This is a genomic window from Marinobacter manganoxydans MnI7-9, assembly GCF_000235625.1.
GTDB classification, from domain to species: Bacteria; Pseudomonadota; Gammaproteobacteria; order Pseudomonadales; family Oleiphilaceae; genus Marinobacter; species Marinobacter manganoxydans.
The window spans coordinates 1-16306 of sequence record NZ_AGTR01000025.1 but is presented as its reverse complement, the minus strand read 5'-3'; the positions used below and the strand labels follow the sequence as shown (position 1 = coordinate 16306).

At 57.0% G+C, this 16306-nt stretch carries 14 protein-coding genes and 1 other RNA gene; 5 read left to right on the top strand and 10 right to left on the bottom strand.

What is annotated here, in order from left to right:
* Positions 1-35: 35 nt before the first annotated feature.
* From carA to grpE, 5 genes are all read right to left on the bottom strand, one after another.
* The gene (gene carA, locus KYE_RS06195) at positions 36-1166 is read right to left on the bottom strand and encodes a glutamine-hydrolyzing carbamoyl-phosphate synthase small subunit (protein ID WP_008171520.1); all 1131 of its coding nucleotides are present in this window, start codon (positions 1164-1166) and stop codon (positions 36-38) included.
* 194 nt (positions 1167-1360) lie between these two features.
* Entirely contained in the window at positions 1361-2161 is an 801-nt protein-coding gene (gene dapB, locus KYE_RS06190) for a 4-hydroxy-tetrahydrodipicolinate reductase (RefSeq protein WP_008171519.1), read from the bottom strand.
* A gap of 26 nt (positions 2162-2187) precedes the next feature.
* A complete protein-coding gene (gene dnaJ / locus KYE_RS06185) occupies positions 2188-3315 on the bottom strand; it encodes a molecular chaperone DnaJ (RefSeq protein WP_008171518.1) in 1128 nt (375 codons plus the stop codon).
* A 78-nt stretch (positions 3316-3393) separates the two neighbouring features.
* Entirely contained in the window at positions 3394-5319 is a 1926-nt protein-coding gene (dnaK, locus tag KYE_RS06180) for a molecular chaperone DnaK (protein ID WP_008171517.1), read from the bottom strand.
* Positions 5320-5411: 92 nt separating this feature from the next.
* Positions 5412-6011 (bottom strand): nucleotide exchange factor GrpE, encoded by a 600-nt coding sequence (grpE, locus tag KYE_RS06175; RefSeq protein ID WP_008171515.1) that lies wholly within the window; start codon positions 6009-6011, stop codon positions 5412-5414.
* Between the two features lie 255 nt (positions 6012-6266).
* On the opposite strand from grpE, the gene recN reads away from it, so the two are divergent.
* Positions 6267-7946, top strand: a complete 1680-nt coding sequence (recN, locus tag KYE_RS06170; protein ID WP_014578304.1) for a DNA repair protein RecN — start codon at positions 6267-6269, stop codon at positions 7944-7946.
* 104 nt (positions 7947-8050) lie between these two features.
* Here recN and fur read toward each other — a convergent pair whose 3' ends face one another.
* Entirely contained in the window at positions 8051-8461 is a 411-nt protein-coding gene (gene fur, locus KYE_RS06165; RefSeq protein ID WP_008171512.1) for a ferric iron uptake transcriptional regulator, read from the bottom strand.
* A 122-nt stretch (positions 8462-8583) separates the two neighbouring features.
* Between fur and KYE_RS06160 the strand changes: the two genes are divergently transcribed.
* Positions 8584-8910 (top strand): outer membrane protein assembly factor BamE, encoded by a 327-nt coding sequence (locus tag KYE_RS06160; RefSeq protein ID WP_008171511.1) that lies wholly within the window; start codon positions 8584-8586, stop codon positions 8908-8910.
* On the opposite strand, the gene KYE_RS06155 is transcribed toward KYE_RS06160, so the two are convergent.
* The 3 genes from KYE_RS06155 to KYE_RS06145 form a co-directional block, all read right to left on the bottom strand.
* Complete coding sequence (locus KYE_RS06155) at positions 8904-9194, bottom strand: RnfH family protein (protein WP_008171510.1); 291 nt, start codon at positions 9192-9194, stop codon at positions 8904-8906. The genes KYE_RS06160 and KYE_RS06155 overlap by 7 nt on opposite strands.
* Entirely contained in the window at positions 9191-9637 is a 447-nt protein-coding gene (locus KYE_RS06150; protein ID WP_008171509.1) for a type II toxin-antitoxin system RatA family toxin, read from the bottom strand. The genes KYE_RS06155 and KYE_RS06150 overlap by 4 nt, the downstream gene beginning before the upstream one ends.
* Positions 9638-9709: 72 nt before the next feature.
* Positions 9710-11335 (bottom strand): sodium-dependent transporter, encoded by a 1626-nt coding sequence (locus KYE_RS06145; RefSeq protein ID WP_008171508.1) that lies wholly within the window; start codon positions 11333-11335, stop codon positions 9710-9712.
* Between the two features lie 200 nt (positions 11336-11535).
* Between KYE_RS06145 and smpB the strand changes: the two genes are divergently transcribed.
* The 3 genes from smpB (at position 11536) to ssrA (ending at position 14029) form a co-directional block, all read left to right on the top strand.
* Positions 11536-12015, top strand: a complete 480-nt coding sequence (gene smpB / locus KYE_RS06140) for an SsrA-binding protein SmpB (RefSeq protein WP_008171507.1) — start codon at positions 11536-11538, stop codon at positions 12013-12015.
* 140 nt (positions 12016-12155) lie between these two features.
* Positions 12156-13574, top strand: coding sequence for a wax ester/triacylglycerol synthase family O-acyltransferase (locus KYE_RS06135; protein WP_008171504.1), 1419 nt, complete (start codon positions 12156-12158; stop codon positions 13572-13574).
* Between the two features lie 90 nt (positions 13575-13664).
* Positions 13665-14029, top strand: a transfer-messenger RNA (tmRNA) gene (gene ssrA / locus KYE_RS21070).
* 251 nt (positions 14030-14280) lie between these two features.
* On the opposite strand, the gene KYE_RS06130 is transcribed toward ssrA, so the two are convergent.
* Positions 14281-16224, bottom strand: a complete 1944-nt coding sequence (locus KYE_RS06130) for a hypothetical protein (RefSeq protein ID WP_008171503.1) — start codon at positions 16222-16224, stop codon at positions 14281-14283.
* Positions 16225-16306: the final 82 nt, after the last annotated feature.

Below are 16306 nucleotides of genomic sequence, written 5' to 3'. Positions count from 1 at the left end.
ACGCGGCGCCCGTGAGCTTTCCGTAGCGATCGGTCTCAGGCCGATCGCGCCTCCATCAGGCGGATAAACTCGTCAAACAGCGGGGCCACATCATGGGGGCCGGGGCTGGCTTCCGGGTGGCCCTGGAAGCTGTAGGCCGGCTTGTCGGTCCGGCGAATGCCCTGCAGGGTGCCGTCAAACAGGGACTTGTGAGTCGCCTCGACATTGGCCGGCAGAGTTGCCTCATCCACGGCAAACCCGTGGTTCTGGCTGGTGATCATCACGGTGCCGGTGGCGATATCCTGAACCGGATGGTTGGCTCCGTGGTGGCCATGCCCCATCTTCATGGTCTTGGCACCGCTGGCCAGGGCCAGCAACTGGTGCCCCAGACAGATACCAAACACCGGAATCTCGGTTTCCAGCACTTCCTTGATGGCGGTGATGGCGTAATCACAGGGCTCGGGGTCCCCGGGACCATTGGACAGGAACACACCGTCCGGGTTCATCGCCAGAACCTCGGAGGCCGGAGTCTGCGCCGGCACCACGGTGATGTCGCAGCCCCGGGAGGCGAGCATGCGCAGGATGTTCAGCTTGACGCCGTAATCCCAGGCAACCACCTTGAACCGTGATTCCTCACGCTCACCGTAACCCTCGCCCAGGGTCCACTCCGTCTCTTTCCAGGACCAGATCTTGTCGGAGGTAACCTCTTTTGCCAGATCCATACCCTTGAGGCCCGGGAAGGCTTTTGCCAGTTCCAGAGCCCGCTCGGCAGTGGCGTTTTCACCGGCAACGATGGCACCGTTCTGGGAGCCCTTGTCCCGGAGGATGCGGGTCAGACGGCGGGTATCGATGTCGGCGATCCCAACAATGTTGTTGCTTCGCAGGTAATCGTCCAGAGTTCCCTTGCTACGCCAGCTGCTGGCCAGCAGAGGCAGATCGCGGATAATCAGGCCGGCGGCCTGGATGCGGTCTGACTCAATGTCTTCTTCGTTCACACCGGTGTTACCGATATGCGGGTAGGTCAGGGTCACGATCTGGCGGGAGTAGGACGGGTCGGTCAGGATTTCCTGGTAGCCGGTCATGGCGGTGTTGAACACCACTTCGCCGCTGGTTTCTCCGTCAGCGCCGATGGCTGTGCCGTAGAACAGGCTTCCGTCTGCGAGTGCAAGGATTGCTGGTGTGCTCAAGGCTTGTATCCTCATCGAGTGGCGTATCGGTTCGTCACGAACAGGAACGCAAGCGCAAATTCAGGTTGCAAAAAAGCGAGACGGAGTCTTAACTCGGTCCCGCTTTTTCAGAATCTTTGTGCAAAGGTACGCTTGGTGCAGTCAAACCGCCTTATTGTAAAAAATATGGCGCTTTGTGTCCACGAGAAATGGCCTCACTTGAGGTCCAGCACGTCCTGCATATCATAAAGCCCGGCCGGCTTATCCTTCAGCCATAAAGCGGCCCGCATGGCACCCTTGGCAAAGGTCATCCGGCTGCTGGCCTTGTGGGTCACCTCGATACGCTCACCCTCGGTGGCGAACAAGACGGTGTGATCACCCACCACATCCCCCGCCCGAATCGTTTCGAAACCGATTTCCTTGCGGGTTCGCTCGCCGGTGAAGCCCTCACGACCATAGACGGCACACTCTTTCAGGTCACGACCGAGGGCATCGGCGACGACTTCACCCATGCGCAGGGCCGTTCCCGAGGGCGCGTCTTTCTTGTGGCGGTGATGGGCTTCGATAATCTCCACGTCGTAGTCGTCACCCAGGGTTGCGGCGGCGGTGCGCAGCAGGTTGAGGACGACGTTAACGCCCACGCTCATGTTGGGCGCAAACACTACGGGCGTGGACTCGGCGGCCAGAGCCAGTTGCTGCTTTTCGGCGTCGGACATGCCGGTAGTGCCGATCACGAGCATCTTGCCGTTGGCCTTGCAGAACTCGGCGTTTTCCAGAGTCAGGTCCGGGAAGGTGAAGTCGATAAGCACATCGAAATCATCCTTCACATCGGCCAGGCTGCCGGCCATTTTGACGCCGGTTTTGCCGATCCCGGTCATTTCGCCGGCATCGGCGCCGATCAGGCTACTGCCGGGCTCGACCACGGCGGCACCCAGCTCGAGACCCTCGGTGCCGTCAACGGCTTCAATCAGGACTTTTCCCATGCGCCCGGCGGCGCCGATGATTGCTACCCTCATGCTCGCGTTCCTTCTTGTCGCGCCGATCAGAATTTCATTTCGTCGAAGAAGCTTTTCACGCCTTCAAACCAGGAGGTCTTCTTCGGGCCGTGCTCTGTGCCGTTACTGGCGTCCAGAGTTTTCTGGAACTCTTCCAGCAGCTCTCTCTGGCGCTTGGTCAGATTCACCGGCGTTTCCACGATCACACGGCACAGCAAGTCACCAGCAGGACCACCACGAACCGGGCTGACACCCTTGTTACGAAGGCGGAACAGCTTGCCGGTCTGGGTCTCCGGTGGAATCTTCAGTTTCACCCGGCCATCCAGTGTCGGCACCTCGAGCTCTCCACCCAGAGAGGCATCAACGATGCTGATGGGAACTTCGCAATAGAGGTTGCGGCCATCGCGGGTAAAGATGGAATGTTCCCGCACGGCTATCTGCACATACAGATCTCCGGGAGGACCACCATCGACGCCCATCTCGCCTTCACCGGAAAGGCGAATGCGGTCGCCGGTGTCAACGCCGGGCGGCACCTTGACCGACAGTGTTTTCTCTTCCTGAACCCTGCCCTGACCGTGACAGGCCTTACAGGGGTTCTTGATGATCTGGCCGGAGCCCCGACAGGTCGGACAGGCCTGCTGTACGGTAAAGAAGCCCTGCTGCATGCGCACCTGCCCCATACCCTTACAGGTACTGCAGGTTTCCGGGCGGGAGCCTTTCTCGGCGCCGCTGCCGTCGCATACTTCACATTCGCGATGCCCCGGGATCTTGATCTGGACCGTCTTGCCTTTCACGGCCTCTTCCAGATCCAGCTCCAGGGTGTAGCGCAGGTCCGCACCCCGGGTGTTGCGGCCACGACCGCCGCCACCAAAGATGTCGCCGAATACATCGCCGAAGATATCCGAGAAGCTGGCACCGCCGCCTCCGAATCCGCCGCCTCCGGCCTGGCCGTCAACGCCCGCGTGGCCGAACTGGTCGTAGGCAGCCCGCTTGGACGGCTCTGCCAGTACTTCGTAGGCTTCGCTGGCCTCCTTGAACTTGTTCTCGGCTTCGGTGTCGTCCGGGTTACGGTCGGGGTGGTACTTCATGGCGAGCTTTCGGTAGGCTCGCTTGATTTCCTTCTCGTCCGCGTCCCGGGAAATCCCGAGAATCTCGTAATAATCGCGCTTGGCCATGCTTTTAAAACCCTGTTTTTAAACGCGGAAAACGCGGGGATCTCCCCGCGTTTTCCAACTACCTGATGTACGTCAGATTTATCGCTTGTCGTCGTCTTTGACTTCTTCGAACTCAGCGTCGACAGCATCGTCAGACTTCTGGCCCTGGGCTTCTTCCTGCCCACCGGCTTGCTGGGTCTGATCCGCCTGATCTGCATACATCTTCTGGGCCAGCTCGGAAGAGACCTCGGTCAGCTTCTGAGTCTTGGCTTCGATGTCTTCCTTGTCGGAACCTTCCAGAGCGGTTTCGAGCTCCTTGATGGACGCTTCGATGGACTCTTTCTCGCTGTCGCTGACCTTGTCACCGGCTTCGTTCAATGTCTTGCGAACGGCGTGAACCATCGCGTCGCCCTGGTTGCGAACCTGGACAAGCTCTTCGAACTTGCGATCTTCCTCGGCGTTGGCCTCGGCGTCCTGCACCATCTTCTCGATTTCGTCATCGTTCAGACCGGAAGAGGCCTTGATCACGATTGACTGCTCTTTACCGGTCGCCTTGTCTTTGGCGGACACGTTCAGGATACCGTTGGCGTCGATATCGAAGGTAACTTCAATCTGCGGCACACCACGCGCTGCCGGCGGAATATCAGCCAGATCGAAACGGCCCAGCGATTTGTTCTGGGCAGCCTGCTTACGCTCACCCTGAACCACGTGAATGGTTACCGCGGTCTGGTTGTCGTCCGCTGTGGAGAACGTCTGCGACTTCTTGGTCGGAATCGTGGTGTTCTTGTCGATCAGCGGAGTTGCCACACCGCCCATGGTTTCAATACCCAGGGTCAGCGGGGTTACGTCCAGCAGCAGAACGTCCTTCACATCACCGGAGAGAACGGCCGCCTGGATGGCAGCACCCATCGCCACAGCTTCGTCCGGGTTAACGTCCTTGCGAGCTTCTTTGCCGAAGAACTCTTTCACTTTTTCCTGCACCAGCGGCATGCGGGTCTGACCGCCGACCAGGATAACCTCGTCGACTTCGCCTGCCTTCATGCCTGCGTCCTGCAGCGCTACTTTACACGGCTCGAGGCTGCGCTGAACCAGGTCTTCTACCAGAGATTCCAGCTTGGCACGGGTCAGTTTCACGTTCATGTGCCTGGGACCAGACGCGTCTGCGGTGATGTACGGCAGGTTAACGTCGGTCTGCTGGCTGCTGGAAAGCTCGATCTTGGCTTTCTCGCCCGCTTCTTTCAGACGCTGCATCGCCAGGGAATCGCCGCGCAGGTCGATACCGCTGTCTTTCTTGAACTGGTCTGCCAGGTACTCGATGATCTTGAGGTCGAAGTCTTCACCACCGAGGAAGGTGTCACCGTTGGTGGCCAGAACCTCGAACTGGTGCTCACCGTCAACATCGGCAATTTCGATGATGGACAGGTCAAAGGTACCACCCCCCAGGTCATATACCGCCACGGTACGATCGCCGCTCTTCTTGTCCAGGCCATAAGCCAGGGCTGCTGCGGTCGGCTCGTTGATGATGCGCTTCACTTCCAGCCCGGCGATCTTGCCTGCGTCCTTGGTGGCCTGACGCTGGCTGTCGTTGAAGTAGGCCGGAACAGTGATGACGGCTTCGGTCACTTTTTCGCCCAGGTAGTCTTCTGCAGTCTTCTTCATCTTCTTGAGAACTTCTGCAGACACCTGCGGCGGCGCCATTTTCTCGCCCTTCACTTCAACCCAGGCATCACCGTTGTCTGCCTTGGCAATCTTGTAGGGCACCATCTTGATGTCTTTCTGGACTACATCGTCTTCAAAACGACGACCGATCAGACGCTTGATGGCGTACAGGGTGTTGTTCGGGTTGGTAACCGCCTGGCGCTTGGCTGACTGGCCAACCAGGGTCTCACCATCGTCGGTGTAGGCGATGATGGACGGGGTGGTGCGATCACCCTCGGCGTTCTCGATTACCTTCACCTTGTCGCCATCCATGATGGCTACACAAGAGTTGGTCGTTCCCAGGTCGATACCGATAATCTTGCTCATTGAGTCACTCCAATTCTTCTGAATGCTTTCCAGGAGGCCATTTGCCTCCGCTTTCGCTATTTACTGGCTATATTGGCGCTTTAATCGGCTTTTCAAGCCTGCTCATCAATTTTTGGTGCATCTTCCGCTTTCGCGACCACCACCATGGCCGGCCGCACAACACGACCATTCAGCAGATACCCTTTCTGCACCACGGCTACCACGCTGTTCGGCTCGGCATCCGGCGCAGGCACCATGGACATGGCCTCGTGATGCTGGGGATCGAAGGGTGCGCCCACCGGGTTGATCTGCTCAACGTTGAATTTCTTCAGGCTGGACATGAAAAGACTCAGGGTCATTTCCACGCCTTCGCGAATTGAGGCAACCAGTTCGCCGGACTCATCGTGACCCTCGGTGCTCTCGACCGCCTTCTCAAGGCTGTCAGCTACCGGCAACAGCTCCTTGACGAACTTTTCCAGGGCAAACTTGTGCGCCTTCTCAACGTCGATCTCGGCCCGACGGCGCACGTTCTGCATTTCCGCCTGGGAGCGCAGCATCTGCTCCTGGAATTCCTGAACCTGAGCCTGGAGCGCTTCCACTTCGGAGGTTTCGTTGTCGCCGGCTTCGCCTTCAGCGGCCTGGGCCTCCTCTTTCGCAGCCTCGAGGGCTTCGTTCAGTTCCTCGTGCTCGTTGCGGTTCTCGTCAGTGCTCATGGCTACTCCTGCTTCATCTAAAGCGGCCCGCTGTCAGTGGCCGGTTAAACATGGGCTCCGGCCGCCTCGAGCCGGAAAATGTCGTTGCGAACGGATATGGGGCCCGCTCTCCAGGTTTCAACCACCAAAGCCTGCAATCCTGAAGAAAATACCTGCCTCAGGTTTGCAAACCACAAAAACCCTGTATATATTCACAGTCACTGTATACATCCACAGTGTTTTGCCGGTTTCAGGAACAACGCGGAGGTTATCTGCATGCTGACTCAACTTACGGTTTCCAATTACGCCATCGCTGAACGAGTGGAACTCCAGTTCAGCAAAGGCATGACCGCATTGACCGGCGAGACCGGCGCCGGAAAATCCATCGTTCTGGACGCCCTCGGCCTGGCCATGGGTGGCAGAGCCGATGCCGGCGCCGTCCGGCATGGTGCCAAACGCGCCGACATCACAGCGACCTTCGACGTATCCGGAATTCCTGAGGCAACCGAATGGTTGGCAGAACACGAGCTGGATGACGACAACGATTGCATCCTGCGCCGGGTCATCAGCAAGGATGGCCGCTCCCGCGCCTACATCAATGGCCAACCCTGCCCCCTGAACCACCTCAAGGAACTGGGCGGTGTGTTAATGGATATTCACAGCCAGCATCAGCACCAATCTCTTTTGCGCAAGGAAACCCACCGCAAGCTGGTGGACGAGTTCGCCGGCGTTGAGACCCTGGCCGCTGAAACACGGGAAGCCTGGAAATCCTGGAACCAGATCCGCCAGCGGCTGACCGAACGCCAGCAGAATGCCGATGAAGCAGAGGCCAAACTCCAGCTTTTGCGATATCAAGTGGAAGAACTGGATCGTCTTGCACTGGAAGCGGGCGAGCAGGAAAACCTGGAACAGGAACAGGCGCAGCTCAGCCAGGCGGATACGGTTCTGCACAACAGCCATCAGGCCGCCCTGCTTTGCACCGAAGATGAAACCAGCGCAGTGGATCTGGTGCGCCAGGCGTTACAGCAGCTGGAGCAGCTTCCGGTGGACGTTCCTGCACTGGCGGACACGATCCAGATGCTGAACGAAGCCCAGATCCAGATCAGTGAGGCCGGCGACAACCTTCGCCATTTCGTCGAGGACTACGAGGCCGACCCAGCTCGACTGGCGGAAGTGGAAGAACGGCTGAGCGCCATCTACCAGATGGCCCGCAAACACCGGATCACACCGGAAGAATTACCGGAACTGCATCAGCGCCTGAGTGCCGAGCTGGCCGAGCTGGACGGTGGCGAGGGCAGCCTGGAGCAGCTGGCCGCAGAGCTGGACAGCCAGCGCGGACGCTTCGATGAGCTGGCCGCGGAGCTGTCAGAGGCCCGTGCCAGGGCCGCCGCCGAACTGGATCAGCGGGTCGCAGCGGAGCTCACCCAGTTAAGCATGCCCAACATGCAGTTCATTACACACCTGAACCGCAGCAACGGTGGGGAGCCAGCGCCCCACGGACTGGAAGAGATTGAATTCCTGGTCAGCGCCAACCCGGGGCAACCTGCGCGGCCACTGGCCAAAGTAGCCTCCGGCGGCGAACTGTCGCGAATCAGCCTTGCCATCCAGGTGGTGGTTGCCCAGACATCAACCACACCCACACTGGTCTTCGATGAAGTGGATGTCGGCATTGGCGGCGGCACGGCCGAGGTGGTTGGCCGACTGTTACGGACTCTTGGCGGCAACGGACAGGTGCTCTGCGTCACCCACCTGCCGCAAGTGGCGGCCCAGTGTCATCAGCACCTGTTTGTCAGCAAGTTTACCGAGCAGGATGCCACCTTCTCGAAAATCGAGACGCTGGACGATCAGGGCAGAATCAGTGAAGTGGCGAGAATGCTGGGAGGCGTGGACATGACCGAACATACGATCGCTCATGCCAGGGAAATGTTTTCAAAGGGGCAGGCAACCCATCACTGAGCCGCGAGCAACTATCCACTACCCCTCTCGATCCTGAGAGCTGTTGGGGCGGGCCATAAACCCGCCCCTTTTTTCGTTCCTTGAGCCAACGGCCCGAGCCAGGCTCAGGACTTGATCGGCTTTACGTACAGAATCAGGCTGTGATCGACGATTTCGTAACCGTGCTCTTCGGCAATCTTCTTTTGTCGCTCTTCAATGACCTCGTCGACAAACTCGACTACCTCACCCGTCTGGGTGCACACCATATGGTCGTGGTGGTCGTCGCCAGCCATCTCGAACACGGCATGGCCGCCCTCAAAATTATGGCGCAGTACCAGCCCTGCTGCTTCAAACTGCGTCAGTACCCGGTAGACTGTTGCCAGCCCCACGTCATCGCCTTGCTCCAGAAGCTTCTTGTATACATCTTCGGCACTGAGGTGATGCTCCTCCGCGGTCTCCAGAATATTGAAGATTTTGACCCGCGGCAGAGTCACTTTCAGACCGACTTTTCGTAATTCGGCGTTTTCGGATGACATGTTACTATTCACTCTTTGGTGTGCCTCACGGCTTCCGGTATGATGAAGCCGCCATTGAACGGTTAACCCGTGTCACACCTGCCTCTGGCAGGCGATTTCAAGATAGAGGATTTCCCCCGGCGATGCAAAAGCTCACAGCTCTCATTCTCACTTTCGTTCTATCCGGTTGCGTTTTCCCGGGCGTCTACAAAATCAACGTCCAGCAGGGAAACATCGTTACCGATGAGGAGCTGACGCAACTGACCGAGGGCATGCCACGCAGCCAGGTGCACGCAGTGATGGGAACACCGCTCATGCTCAACCCGGTTGACCCCTCCCGCGAATACTACGTGTACACCTTCCAGAGAGAAGGCGGGGACATCCAGGAACAGCGAATCATCGTGTACTACGAAGAAGACCAGTACGCCTATTACGAGGCACAACTGCTGGAAGAAACGCCGGCCTACTGAGCCTGATCTTTCTTTTTCGCCCGATTCAGTCGCGCCTGCTTCGGATCGATCTTCAGCGGGCGATACAGTTCCACCCGGTCACCTTCACGCAGTTCGTGGGCGGCCGGGTCCTTGATCACCTTCCCGAACACGCCCATATCAATCGTATCCGGATCGATCTCCGGAAAAATATCGCTGATCCCGGACAGCTTGGCCGCTTCCAGCGCGGTCGTGCCCTCGGGCACATTTACCGGCACAATTTCCTGCCGGTCAGGCCGGGCATAGGCCACTTCCACCTGAATCATGCACCCTCCTTCCGGTAAAGCTCATCAGCGCGCCGGCAAAAGGCATCCACCATCGTATTGGCCGCCTGACTGAATACCGGCCCGAAGGTCATCCTTGAAAGCGATCCGGAGAACTCGAACTCCAGGGTCAGGATCACCTTGCAGGCGTTCTCATCCAGGGATTTGAAATGCCAGCGACCGGTCAGGTTGCGAAAAGGGCCATCCACCAGGTTCATCTCGATCGCCTCCGGCATCAGCAACTGATTCCGGGTCGTAAGCGTATGCCGCACCCCACCCTTGGCAATTTCAAGCGACGCTGTCACCTGCTCGGGCTGGCGCTCATGAATCTCCGCGCCAGCGCACCAGGGGAGAAACTCCGGGTAACGGGCGATGTCATTCACCAGGTGAAACATGCGCTCGGCGGAGTGCATAACCAAAGCTGTTTTATCAATCTGATGGGGCATTGGAACCGGTTGTCCTGCTTGCAAACACGCTGTGAAAAGGTTGCAGACTTCTGGAAAGGAAGAGAGCCTCAATCACACGCTATCATAAAGGATATCGTCCTGTTTTGGGGCTTTTTCGCCTGACTTACCACCATTTTCCTTCACCTCCGGCGACTTCTGATCTGACGCGGGCGCTGTCTTCTCGGCCTCGGCGGCTTTCTCCTCCGGCTCGGCCGGCGTAGCGGCAAAAGGCCGATCTCTCGCTGCCACTTCCCCGTCTTCCGAGACCATGGCAGCAGGCTGATCGCACCAGGCTGCAACATTGCCGTTGCTGCACAGGTTAGCCAGTGAAAAGGCCGTGTACTGGATCCCTATCCAGGCAACCACGAGGGGCAGCACCAGGCGCATCACCCAGAACCAGATGCCGGCGAACAATCTTGGCGTTGCGCCGAGCATGGTACCCGAAAGGTGCCGGGTCAGGCACCAGCCGGTAAACAGCGCAATCAAGATGGCCACGAGCGGGATCAGCAATCCACCGGTGATCAGCTCCAGCCAGCGGAACATGGTGGCGCCGCCCATCCGCTCCTCGGCCCAGACATTAAACGACAGCAGAGACGCGAGCCCCGCCAGCCACACCGACAGACCAATCAGCAGCACCGAAAGCGCCCTGGGCGCCCCGGTCCACTCACGGAACCAGCCCACGATGGGCTCCAGCAGATTCAGGGATGTGGTCCAGACAATCAGCACCACCAGCAGAAAAACAGCGGCGATCACGAACTGGCTCGCGGGCAACTGGGCCAGCGTGACCGGCATGGAAACAAAGAGCAGGCTGAAGCCCCGTTCACCATCAAAGCTGTTGCCGTCTGTTGCGATCGCGAAGATCATCAGGCCAGCCAGAATCGCCACCAGGGTATCCATCAGCACCACGGCCAGAATCGAACGCTTCAGACGGGTTTGAGGCGTGGTGTACGAGCCCAGTATCGCCCAGACACCCATACCGAGCCCGAGCGTAAAAAAGGCATGAAACAATGCGGCTTTCAGGCTTTCCCAGGAAAGGTCCTCGGGATGCATGGCCAGAATGTGGCTGATGGCCCCGTCGATCCGACCATGCCAGGCAGCCAGGGCGAACAGCACGAGCATCAGCACCAGGGCGCCCGGCACAACCACCCTCAGGGCCCTTTCCAGCCCCCTCACTACGCCCTGCGCTGAGACCCAGAGCACCAGTAGCAGAAAGAAGATATGCCAGCCCATGAATACCCGGTACTGCCTGGGGTCGGACACCAGCCCCGCCAGAATCCCGGTTGCCTCTGCCTCACCGGCGCCGGAGAAACGGCCAAGTGCGCCGAAGAACACGTAAGCCAGAGCAATGGATCCGAAGACTGCCGTAAACGAGAGCACCAGAAAGGCGGCCAGTATGCTGAGCCGGCCAACCGCCATCCAGGCCCGGGACTGCCTGGCACTGCGAATGAGCCCGTCCATAGCCAGCACAATGCCGTGGCGGGAATACCGACCAACAGCCGCTTCAGTAACCATCAGAGGCAGAGTCACCAGCAGCAGGCAGGCGAGGTAAAGCAGGATGAACAAGCCACCACCATGCAGACTGGCCAGATAAGGGAACTGCCACAGGTTGGCAAGACCCACGGTAGCGCCCACCGCGGCCCAGAAGAAGGTTGATTTTCGGGTAAAGGACCCGATATGTGTCTGATACGGCGTAGGCATTCGCTTCCCTGAGGCCACTCAACAGGTCGGGGAGAAAGTCTGGGCCAGTATTGTAGCTGAAGGATCCCGTCGCGCACGAACCGGACACCGCCACAACGCCGAATTCGTGACCGGTCCGCCACTGTTGGGCTACAATGCGCCTTTTTCCGGCTGCAGCAACGCCGGCCCGTTCATTCGTCCGACCCCGGATTCATTGATTCATGAGCAAGAAAAAACCCGGAACGCCGAGCAATACCATTGCGCTGAACAAAAAGGCGAAGCACGAGTATCACATTGAGGAACGCTTTGAAGCGGGTCTCTCCCTGCTGGGCTGGGAAGTGAAGTCCCTGCGTGCGGGCAAGGCCCAGCTGGTGGACGCCTATGTGCTGCTCAAGGACGGCGAAGCCTGGTTGCTCGGCTCTCACATTACCCCGTTGATTGCGGCGTCCACCCACGTGATCGCAGACCCCACGCGCACCCGCAAGCTGCTGCTGCACGCCAAGGAAATTGCCAAGATCGTGGGCAAGGTCAACCAGGCCGGCTACACCTGCATTCCGCTGGCGTTGTACTGGAAAAACAACAAGGTCAAATGCGAAATCGCCCTGGTAAAAGGCAAGAAGCTGTTCGACAAGCGCGCCACCGAGAAAGAACGCGACTGGAACCGCCAGAAGCAACGCATCCTGCGCGAAACCAACGTTTGATCCTGCCCGCCACCAATTAACAAATACCTGACGCCGGTCATGGCCGGCGTGAACGGGTATGTCGCATACTCACTCTCTTTGTTCAGAATTCCATCGGGCCTATACTCGGGAACTCTGGTGCATGGCAAAGGGAGCCGCTTATGTCACCCAAACAGACACCCATGTCCGCCGTAGACCGCGCGTGGCTACGCATGGACACCCCCCAGAACCCCATGATGATCTGCGGGGTTTGGACACTGGAACGGCCGGTTTCCATGAGCCGCCTCAGGCACACGCTTGAAGAGCGATTCCTGTGCTTCAACCGATTCCGGCAACGGGTCATAGACACCGGAGACCGGGCTTACTGGCAGGACGACCCGCTGTTCTACCTGGACAACCACCTGCACCGCATCGCCCTACCCGGCAAGGCAGACAAAGCCGAACTCCAGAAACTGGTCAGTGACATGAACAGCACCTCGCTGGATTTCCGGCAACCGCTCTGGCAAATGCACTACATCGACAATTACGGCGACGGCGGTGCGCTGCTGATCCGCATTCACCACTGCATCGCCGATGGCATCTCGCTGGTTCGTGTGATGCTGTCACTGACCGACAAAACGCCGGAACCCCGGCTGGGCAAAGTGGCCCGCAAGCGTCGCTCCAAACCCGGCAGGAAATCGGCCATCCAGAACTTTCTGCACCGTGCCGTGGATAGCGCGCAGACAGCCACCAACCAAGCCAGACTGTTTATCCAGTCCGTCCGTGAGGAGCCCAACTACCCGTTAAAACTGGCCACCACCGCCAGCGGTGTCGCCCTTGACCTCCTGAAACTGGGCCTGGCGCCCGGCGAACCCAAAACCGGACTGAAAGAGCCGTTATCCGGGCGCAAGCAAGTGGCCTGGGCCGATCCCCTCGACCTTGCCGAGGTAAAGGCCTGTGCCAAGGCTCTGGGGGGCACCATCAACGATGCCCTCCTTTGCACCGTTACAGGCGCCTTGCAGAGACATTTTGCCGCCCACAAAGAAACCATCCCCGAGTGCGGCATTCGGGTCGCCGTACCGTTCAATCTGCGGCCTCTTGATCAGCCCATCGAAACCCTCGGCAACAAGTTCGGGCTCGTACTGGTTACCCTGCCGGTGGAAGTGAGGGACCCGCTCATGTGCTTCCGCCAGGTGCAGGAGAACATGAACCGGCTCAAACAGTCCTATCAGGCCCAGGTTACCTACAGCCTGCTTGATATCTTCGGGCGCGGCCCCGATGTTATCGAACGAAGGGCCTTGGATCTGCTCAGCAACAAGGCCTCGGCGGTACTGACCAACGTGCCCGGCCCGAAAGAGCCCCTGTATCTGGCGGGCAGCAAGCTGACCCAGCCCATGTTCTGGGTTCCCCAGAGCGGCAGCATCGGTATCGGCATGAGTATTCTCAGTTATGCCGGCACCGTGCAATTCGGCATCACCGTGGACAAGGCGATTCACGCGGATCCGGACGCCGTGATGGGCTACTTCCGGGAAAGCTTCGAGGCCCTGAGCCACGAGGCCCTGGCAGGCCGACATGACGCCATTGAGCGCAAGGCCAGCTAGGGTTCTAGGTACATCTACAGCCCCGAAAGCACAAAACTGCAACAAAGAAACCTTGAAGTCCGGCAAACCGGACACATATACTGAAGGTAAGGGGACGACATGGCTTCGACGCCGGTGGCGAACCCTTGAGTGCATGTCGAGATGGCAGCCAATCTCGTTAATCCAAAGCTGCAACGCAATAGTCGCAAACGACGAAAACTACGCACTAGCAGCGTAAGCTGCTAGTCGTCCTGACCGGGTCGCCCGTAGCCCGGAAGCAACATCTCAGGACGTCATCGCTTACGGGATGCTCCGTTACCCAGAGTTCACTGGTTAACGGCTAAGATTTAAAGAACTCGGTTCTTGCACCCTGACTCTCGGGTCGCTTGAACTTAAATCAATAGAGAGACGCTAAACATGTAGACCTCAAGGCTGAGTACTGGCGGACGCGGGTTCAATTCCCGCCGTCTCCACCAAACAAAGATACAAATCAAGCACCTAAGGGTGCTTTTTTTGTTTTACCATCCAAAACCCCATCCAAAAGAATTTGGTAGCTTTCAGCTCCGATGTGATCTGACGACAGTCCCTTCAGACCTGCAACACTCCGTCGATCTCCAACTCTTCCAGGCCAGGTTTATACTTGTGACAAAATCATCACTTTATCCAAAGCGGCAGGCAATACCGTCTTGAGCGCGGTGGTTTGAAAAGAGTACGCTCTTGTCCATCTTTACTCGGATATTTGGCCTCGGATCTCCAGTTCTTGGATGAGCAACTCTAACTGAAGTCGTAGTGATTTCACTTCGCTCTTGAGCTCTTCGTCATCGGGCGTGGATATTTGCTGTTGAAGCAGTGCGGTGATGGCCTGCTGGGTTGCGATTTGAGCAGCACTGTTCGAAATACTCGCTTCGTAACCAGACAGGTTCTGTTGAGCCTGAACAAGACCTAGCTGAGATTGCAGTATGGCAGTGTCAATATTCGCTTCTGCGGTTCCAGCGGTTTTCCCAAATTCAATCTCTTTCGAAAGAAGCCTTTGCTGGCTTTCAAGTAAGTCGAGCTCTTGTTCAACAGCTTGAAGCTCGAGATATGCGTCGCTATTGAATCCTCTTAAATCAAGCTCGCTCTGCAAAACTTCTTTCTTTTTCGTAAGAATCTCCGCCTGGTCTTTCAGGTAGGTTTTCGCGAAGGTCTGTCGCTGCTGCACTAAATCAAGCCGCGCCTTCTCAGCTGTTGCTACGGTTTCAATATAGTTGGAGCTTGCGACATCAAGCGCCGACGATATCTCATTGCCAGATGACGTGAAATCATACTTCGCTGTAGTAATAAAACCGTCATCGTTAATGGTCAGTTGTAGATCTCTTTTTGACCAAGCATTTTCCTCATATGCGATTCTTCCGATTGGTGAGTCTGGAGCAATAACATTCACAACTTCAGATAAGCTAGCTTTCCATTGGACGGGTGTTTTTTCCGAGGAAGAAGATCCATTGAATGGACGCTCTGGGGGTTGTGCAGCGAAGAGCTTAAATACAAAAGGCTCTGGATCGCGATAGGCGATAAAGGCTTCGTCTGTGGTGTCAGCGCGAGTAAGGGATGTCGCCACTGACTGATTAATTCTTTCTAGAACGGGCGCTACACCAATTTCTTCAAACTCGGCCAAGTCGAGAGTGCCATCCGAAGTTGTGTCGACGATGATATCTGAAATCGCATAGCTTCGATTAAGCGTTTCAGCTTCTGGCGGTTTGACTCCGTAGTTTGATTTGATTTTCTTATCCGACGCATTGATGTAGCCGGTATAACGCGAAAGTTGACGCTCTAGTTTTGTTTTAAGCTGTTCTTCGAGGGCGATGCTTTCAAGCAAGCTTTTCTTTTCTTTTGCGCTCTCAGAACTCGCTGCTTTTTTGGTCATTTCCTCGATATTCTGCTGAGAGGCCGTAACTCCCTTTTTCAAGCGGTCGACCGCTTGGAACCACTCAGGTTTAATCCGGCCTGTTAGCAAGCCGATAACCTGGGTTTCTGGCATCAGCGGGGTGACAATTTCGTTAAGCCCAGCTGCAGAAATCAATTTTGCTCTAACCGCTTCACAGCTTTCGTCGATAGGCACCCCGAAAAGATTAAACTTTTCGTTTTGGGGTAAGAGACTAGTATCTGTTGGGAGCACGGACGGGACTGAAGTCGTGTAGCCGATGACCCTTGCTAAAAACTTAGCGCTAGTCTTTAGTGCTTCTCCTGCCTTTCCCGTTAGTTTGGCGTTCACGGATTTCAGAAGCCCACGTTCGTTTCTTATCAGCGTAACGGATCCATCGGCAAAAGTGCCCGGTTCAATCTGGATTGAATACACTTGGCTGGTATCTGCGATGGTCTCAAATTCTGAATCTAATACTCTTGAGACTGAATAAGCAACGCCGGTGGAATAACAGGTTTCAAGGAATCCCTGAGTAATAATGGAGAGGCGTTCGTTCGCCTTCATAGTCACGACCGCTGTTTGATTGAAAACAGCGTCAGAGGGGAAGGTTGTCGTTTTCTCCACCTCAAGGTTAAGGCGACTGACTGGGAGAGAATAGCGAAACCCGTTGGCAGCGGTATCGAGGGGTGTTGTTATTGTGGTACCTGCACAGCCAACTAGAAAAAATAAACCAACCGAAAGTATCGCTTTTTGCACGGATAAATCCTCCATGATGTCGATGTCCCCAACCCACTCCCTATTGAGGTGAAGTTTTTATAATGGCACATAATTGTAATTTGTGTAGGCGCGCAGT

Excerpts from the sequence above, each read along its gene's own strand:
- dapB (WP_008171519.1), bottom strand. The coding sequence starts at position 2,161 with ATGAGGGTAGCAATCATCGGCGCCGCCGGGCGCATGGGAAAAGTCCTG.
- dnaJ (WP_008171518.1), bottom strand. The coding sequence starts at position 3,315 with ATGGCCAAGCGCGATTATTACGAGATTCTCGGGATTTCCCGGGACGCG.
- dnaK (WP_008171517.1), bottom strand. The coding sequence starts at position 5,319 with ATGAGCAAGATTATCGGTATCGACCTGGGAACGACCAACTCTTGTGTA.
- grpE (WP_008171515.1), bottom strand. The coding sequence starts at position 6,011 with ATGAGCACTGACGAGAACCGCAACGAGCACGAGGAACTGAACGAAGCC.
- recN (WP_014578304.1), top strand. The coding sequence starts at position 6,267 with ATGCTGACTCAACTTACGGTTTCCAATTACGCCATCGCTGAACGAGTG.
- fur (WP_008171512.1), bottom strand. The coding sequence starts at position 8,461 with ATGTCATCCGAAAACGCCGAATTACGAAAAGTCGGTCTGAAAGTGACT.
- KYE_RS06160 (WP_008171511.1), top strand. The coding sequence starts at position 8,584 with ATGCAAAAGCTCACAGCTCTCATTCTCACTTTCGTTCTATCCGGTTGC.
- KYE_RS06155 (WP_008171510.1), bottom strand. The coding sequence starts at position 9,194 with ATGATTCAGGTGGAAGTGGCCTATGCCCGGCCTGACCGGCAGGAAATT.
- KYE_RS06150 (WP_008171509.1), bottom strand. The coding sequence starts at position 9,637 with ATGCCCCATCAGATTGATAAAACAGCTTTGGTTATGCACTCCGCCGAG.
- KYE_RS06145 (WP_008171508.1), bottom strand. The coding sequence starts at position 11,335 with ATGCCTACGCCGTATCAGACACATATCGGGTCCTTTACCCGAAAATCA.
- smpB (WP_008171507.1), top strand. The coding sequence starts at position 11,536 with ATGAGCAAGAAAAAACCCGGAACGCCGAGCAATACCATTGCGCTGAAC.
- KYE_RS06135 (WP_008171504.1), top strand. The coding sequence starts at position 12,156 with ATGTCACCCAAACAGACACCCATGTCCGCCGTAGACCGCGCGTGGCTA.
- KYE_RS06130 (WP_008171503.1), bottom strand. The coding sequence starts at position 16,224 with ATGGAGGATTTATCCGTGCAAAAAGCGATACTTTCGGTTGGTTTATTT.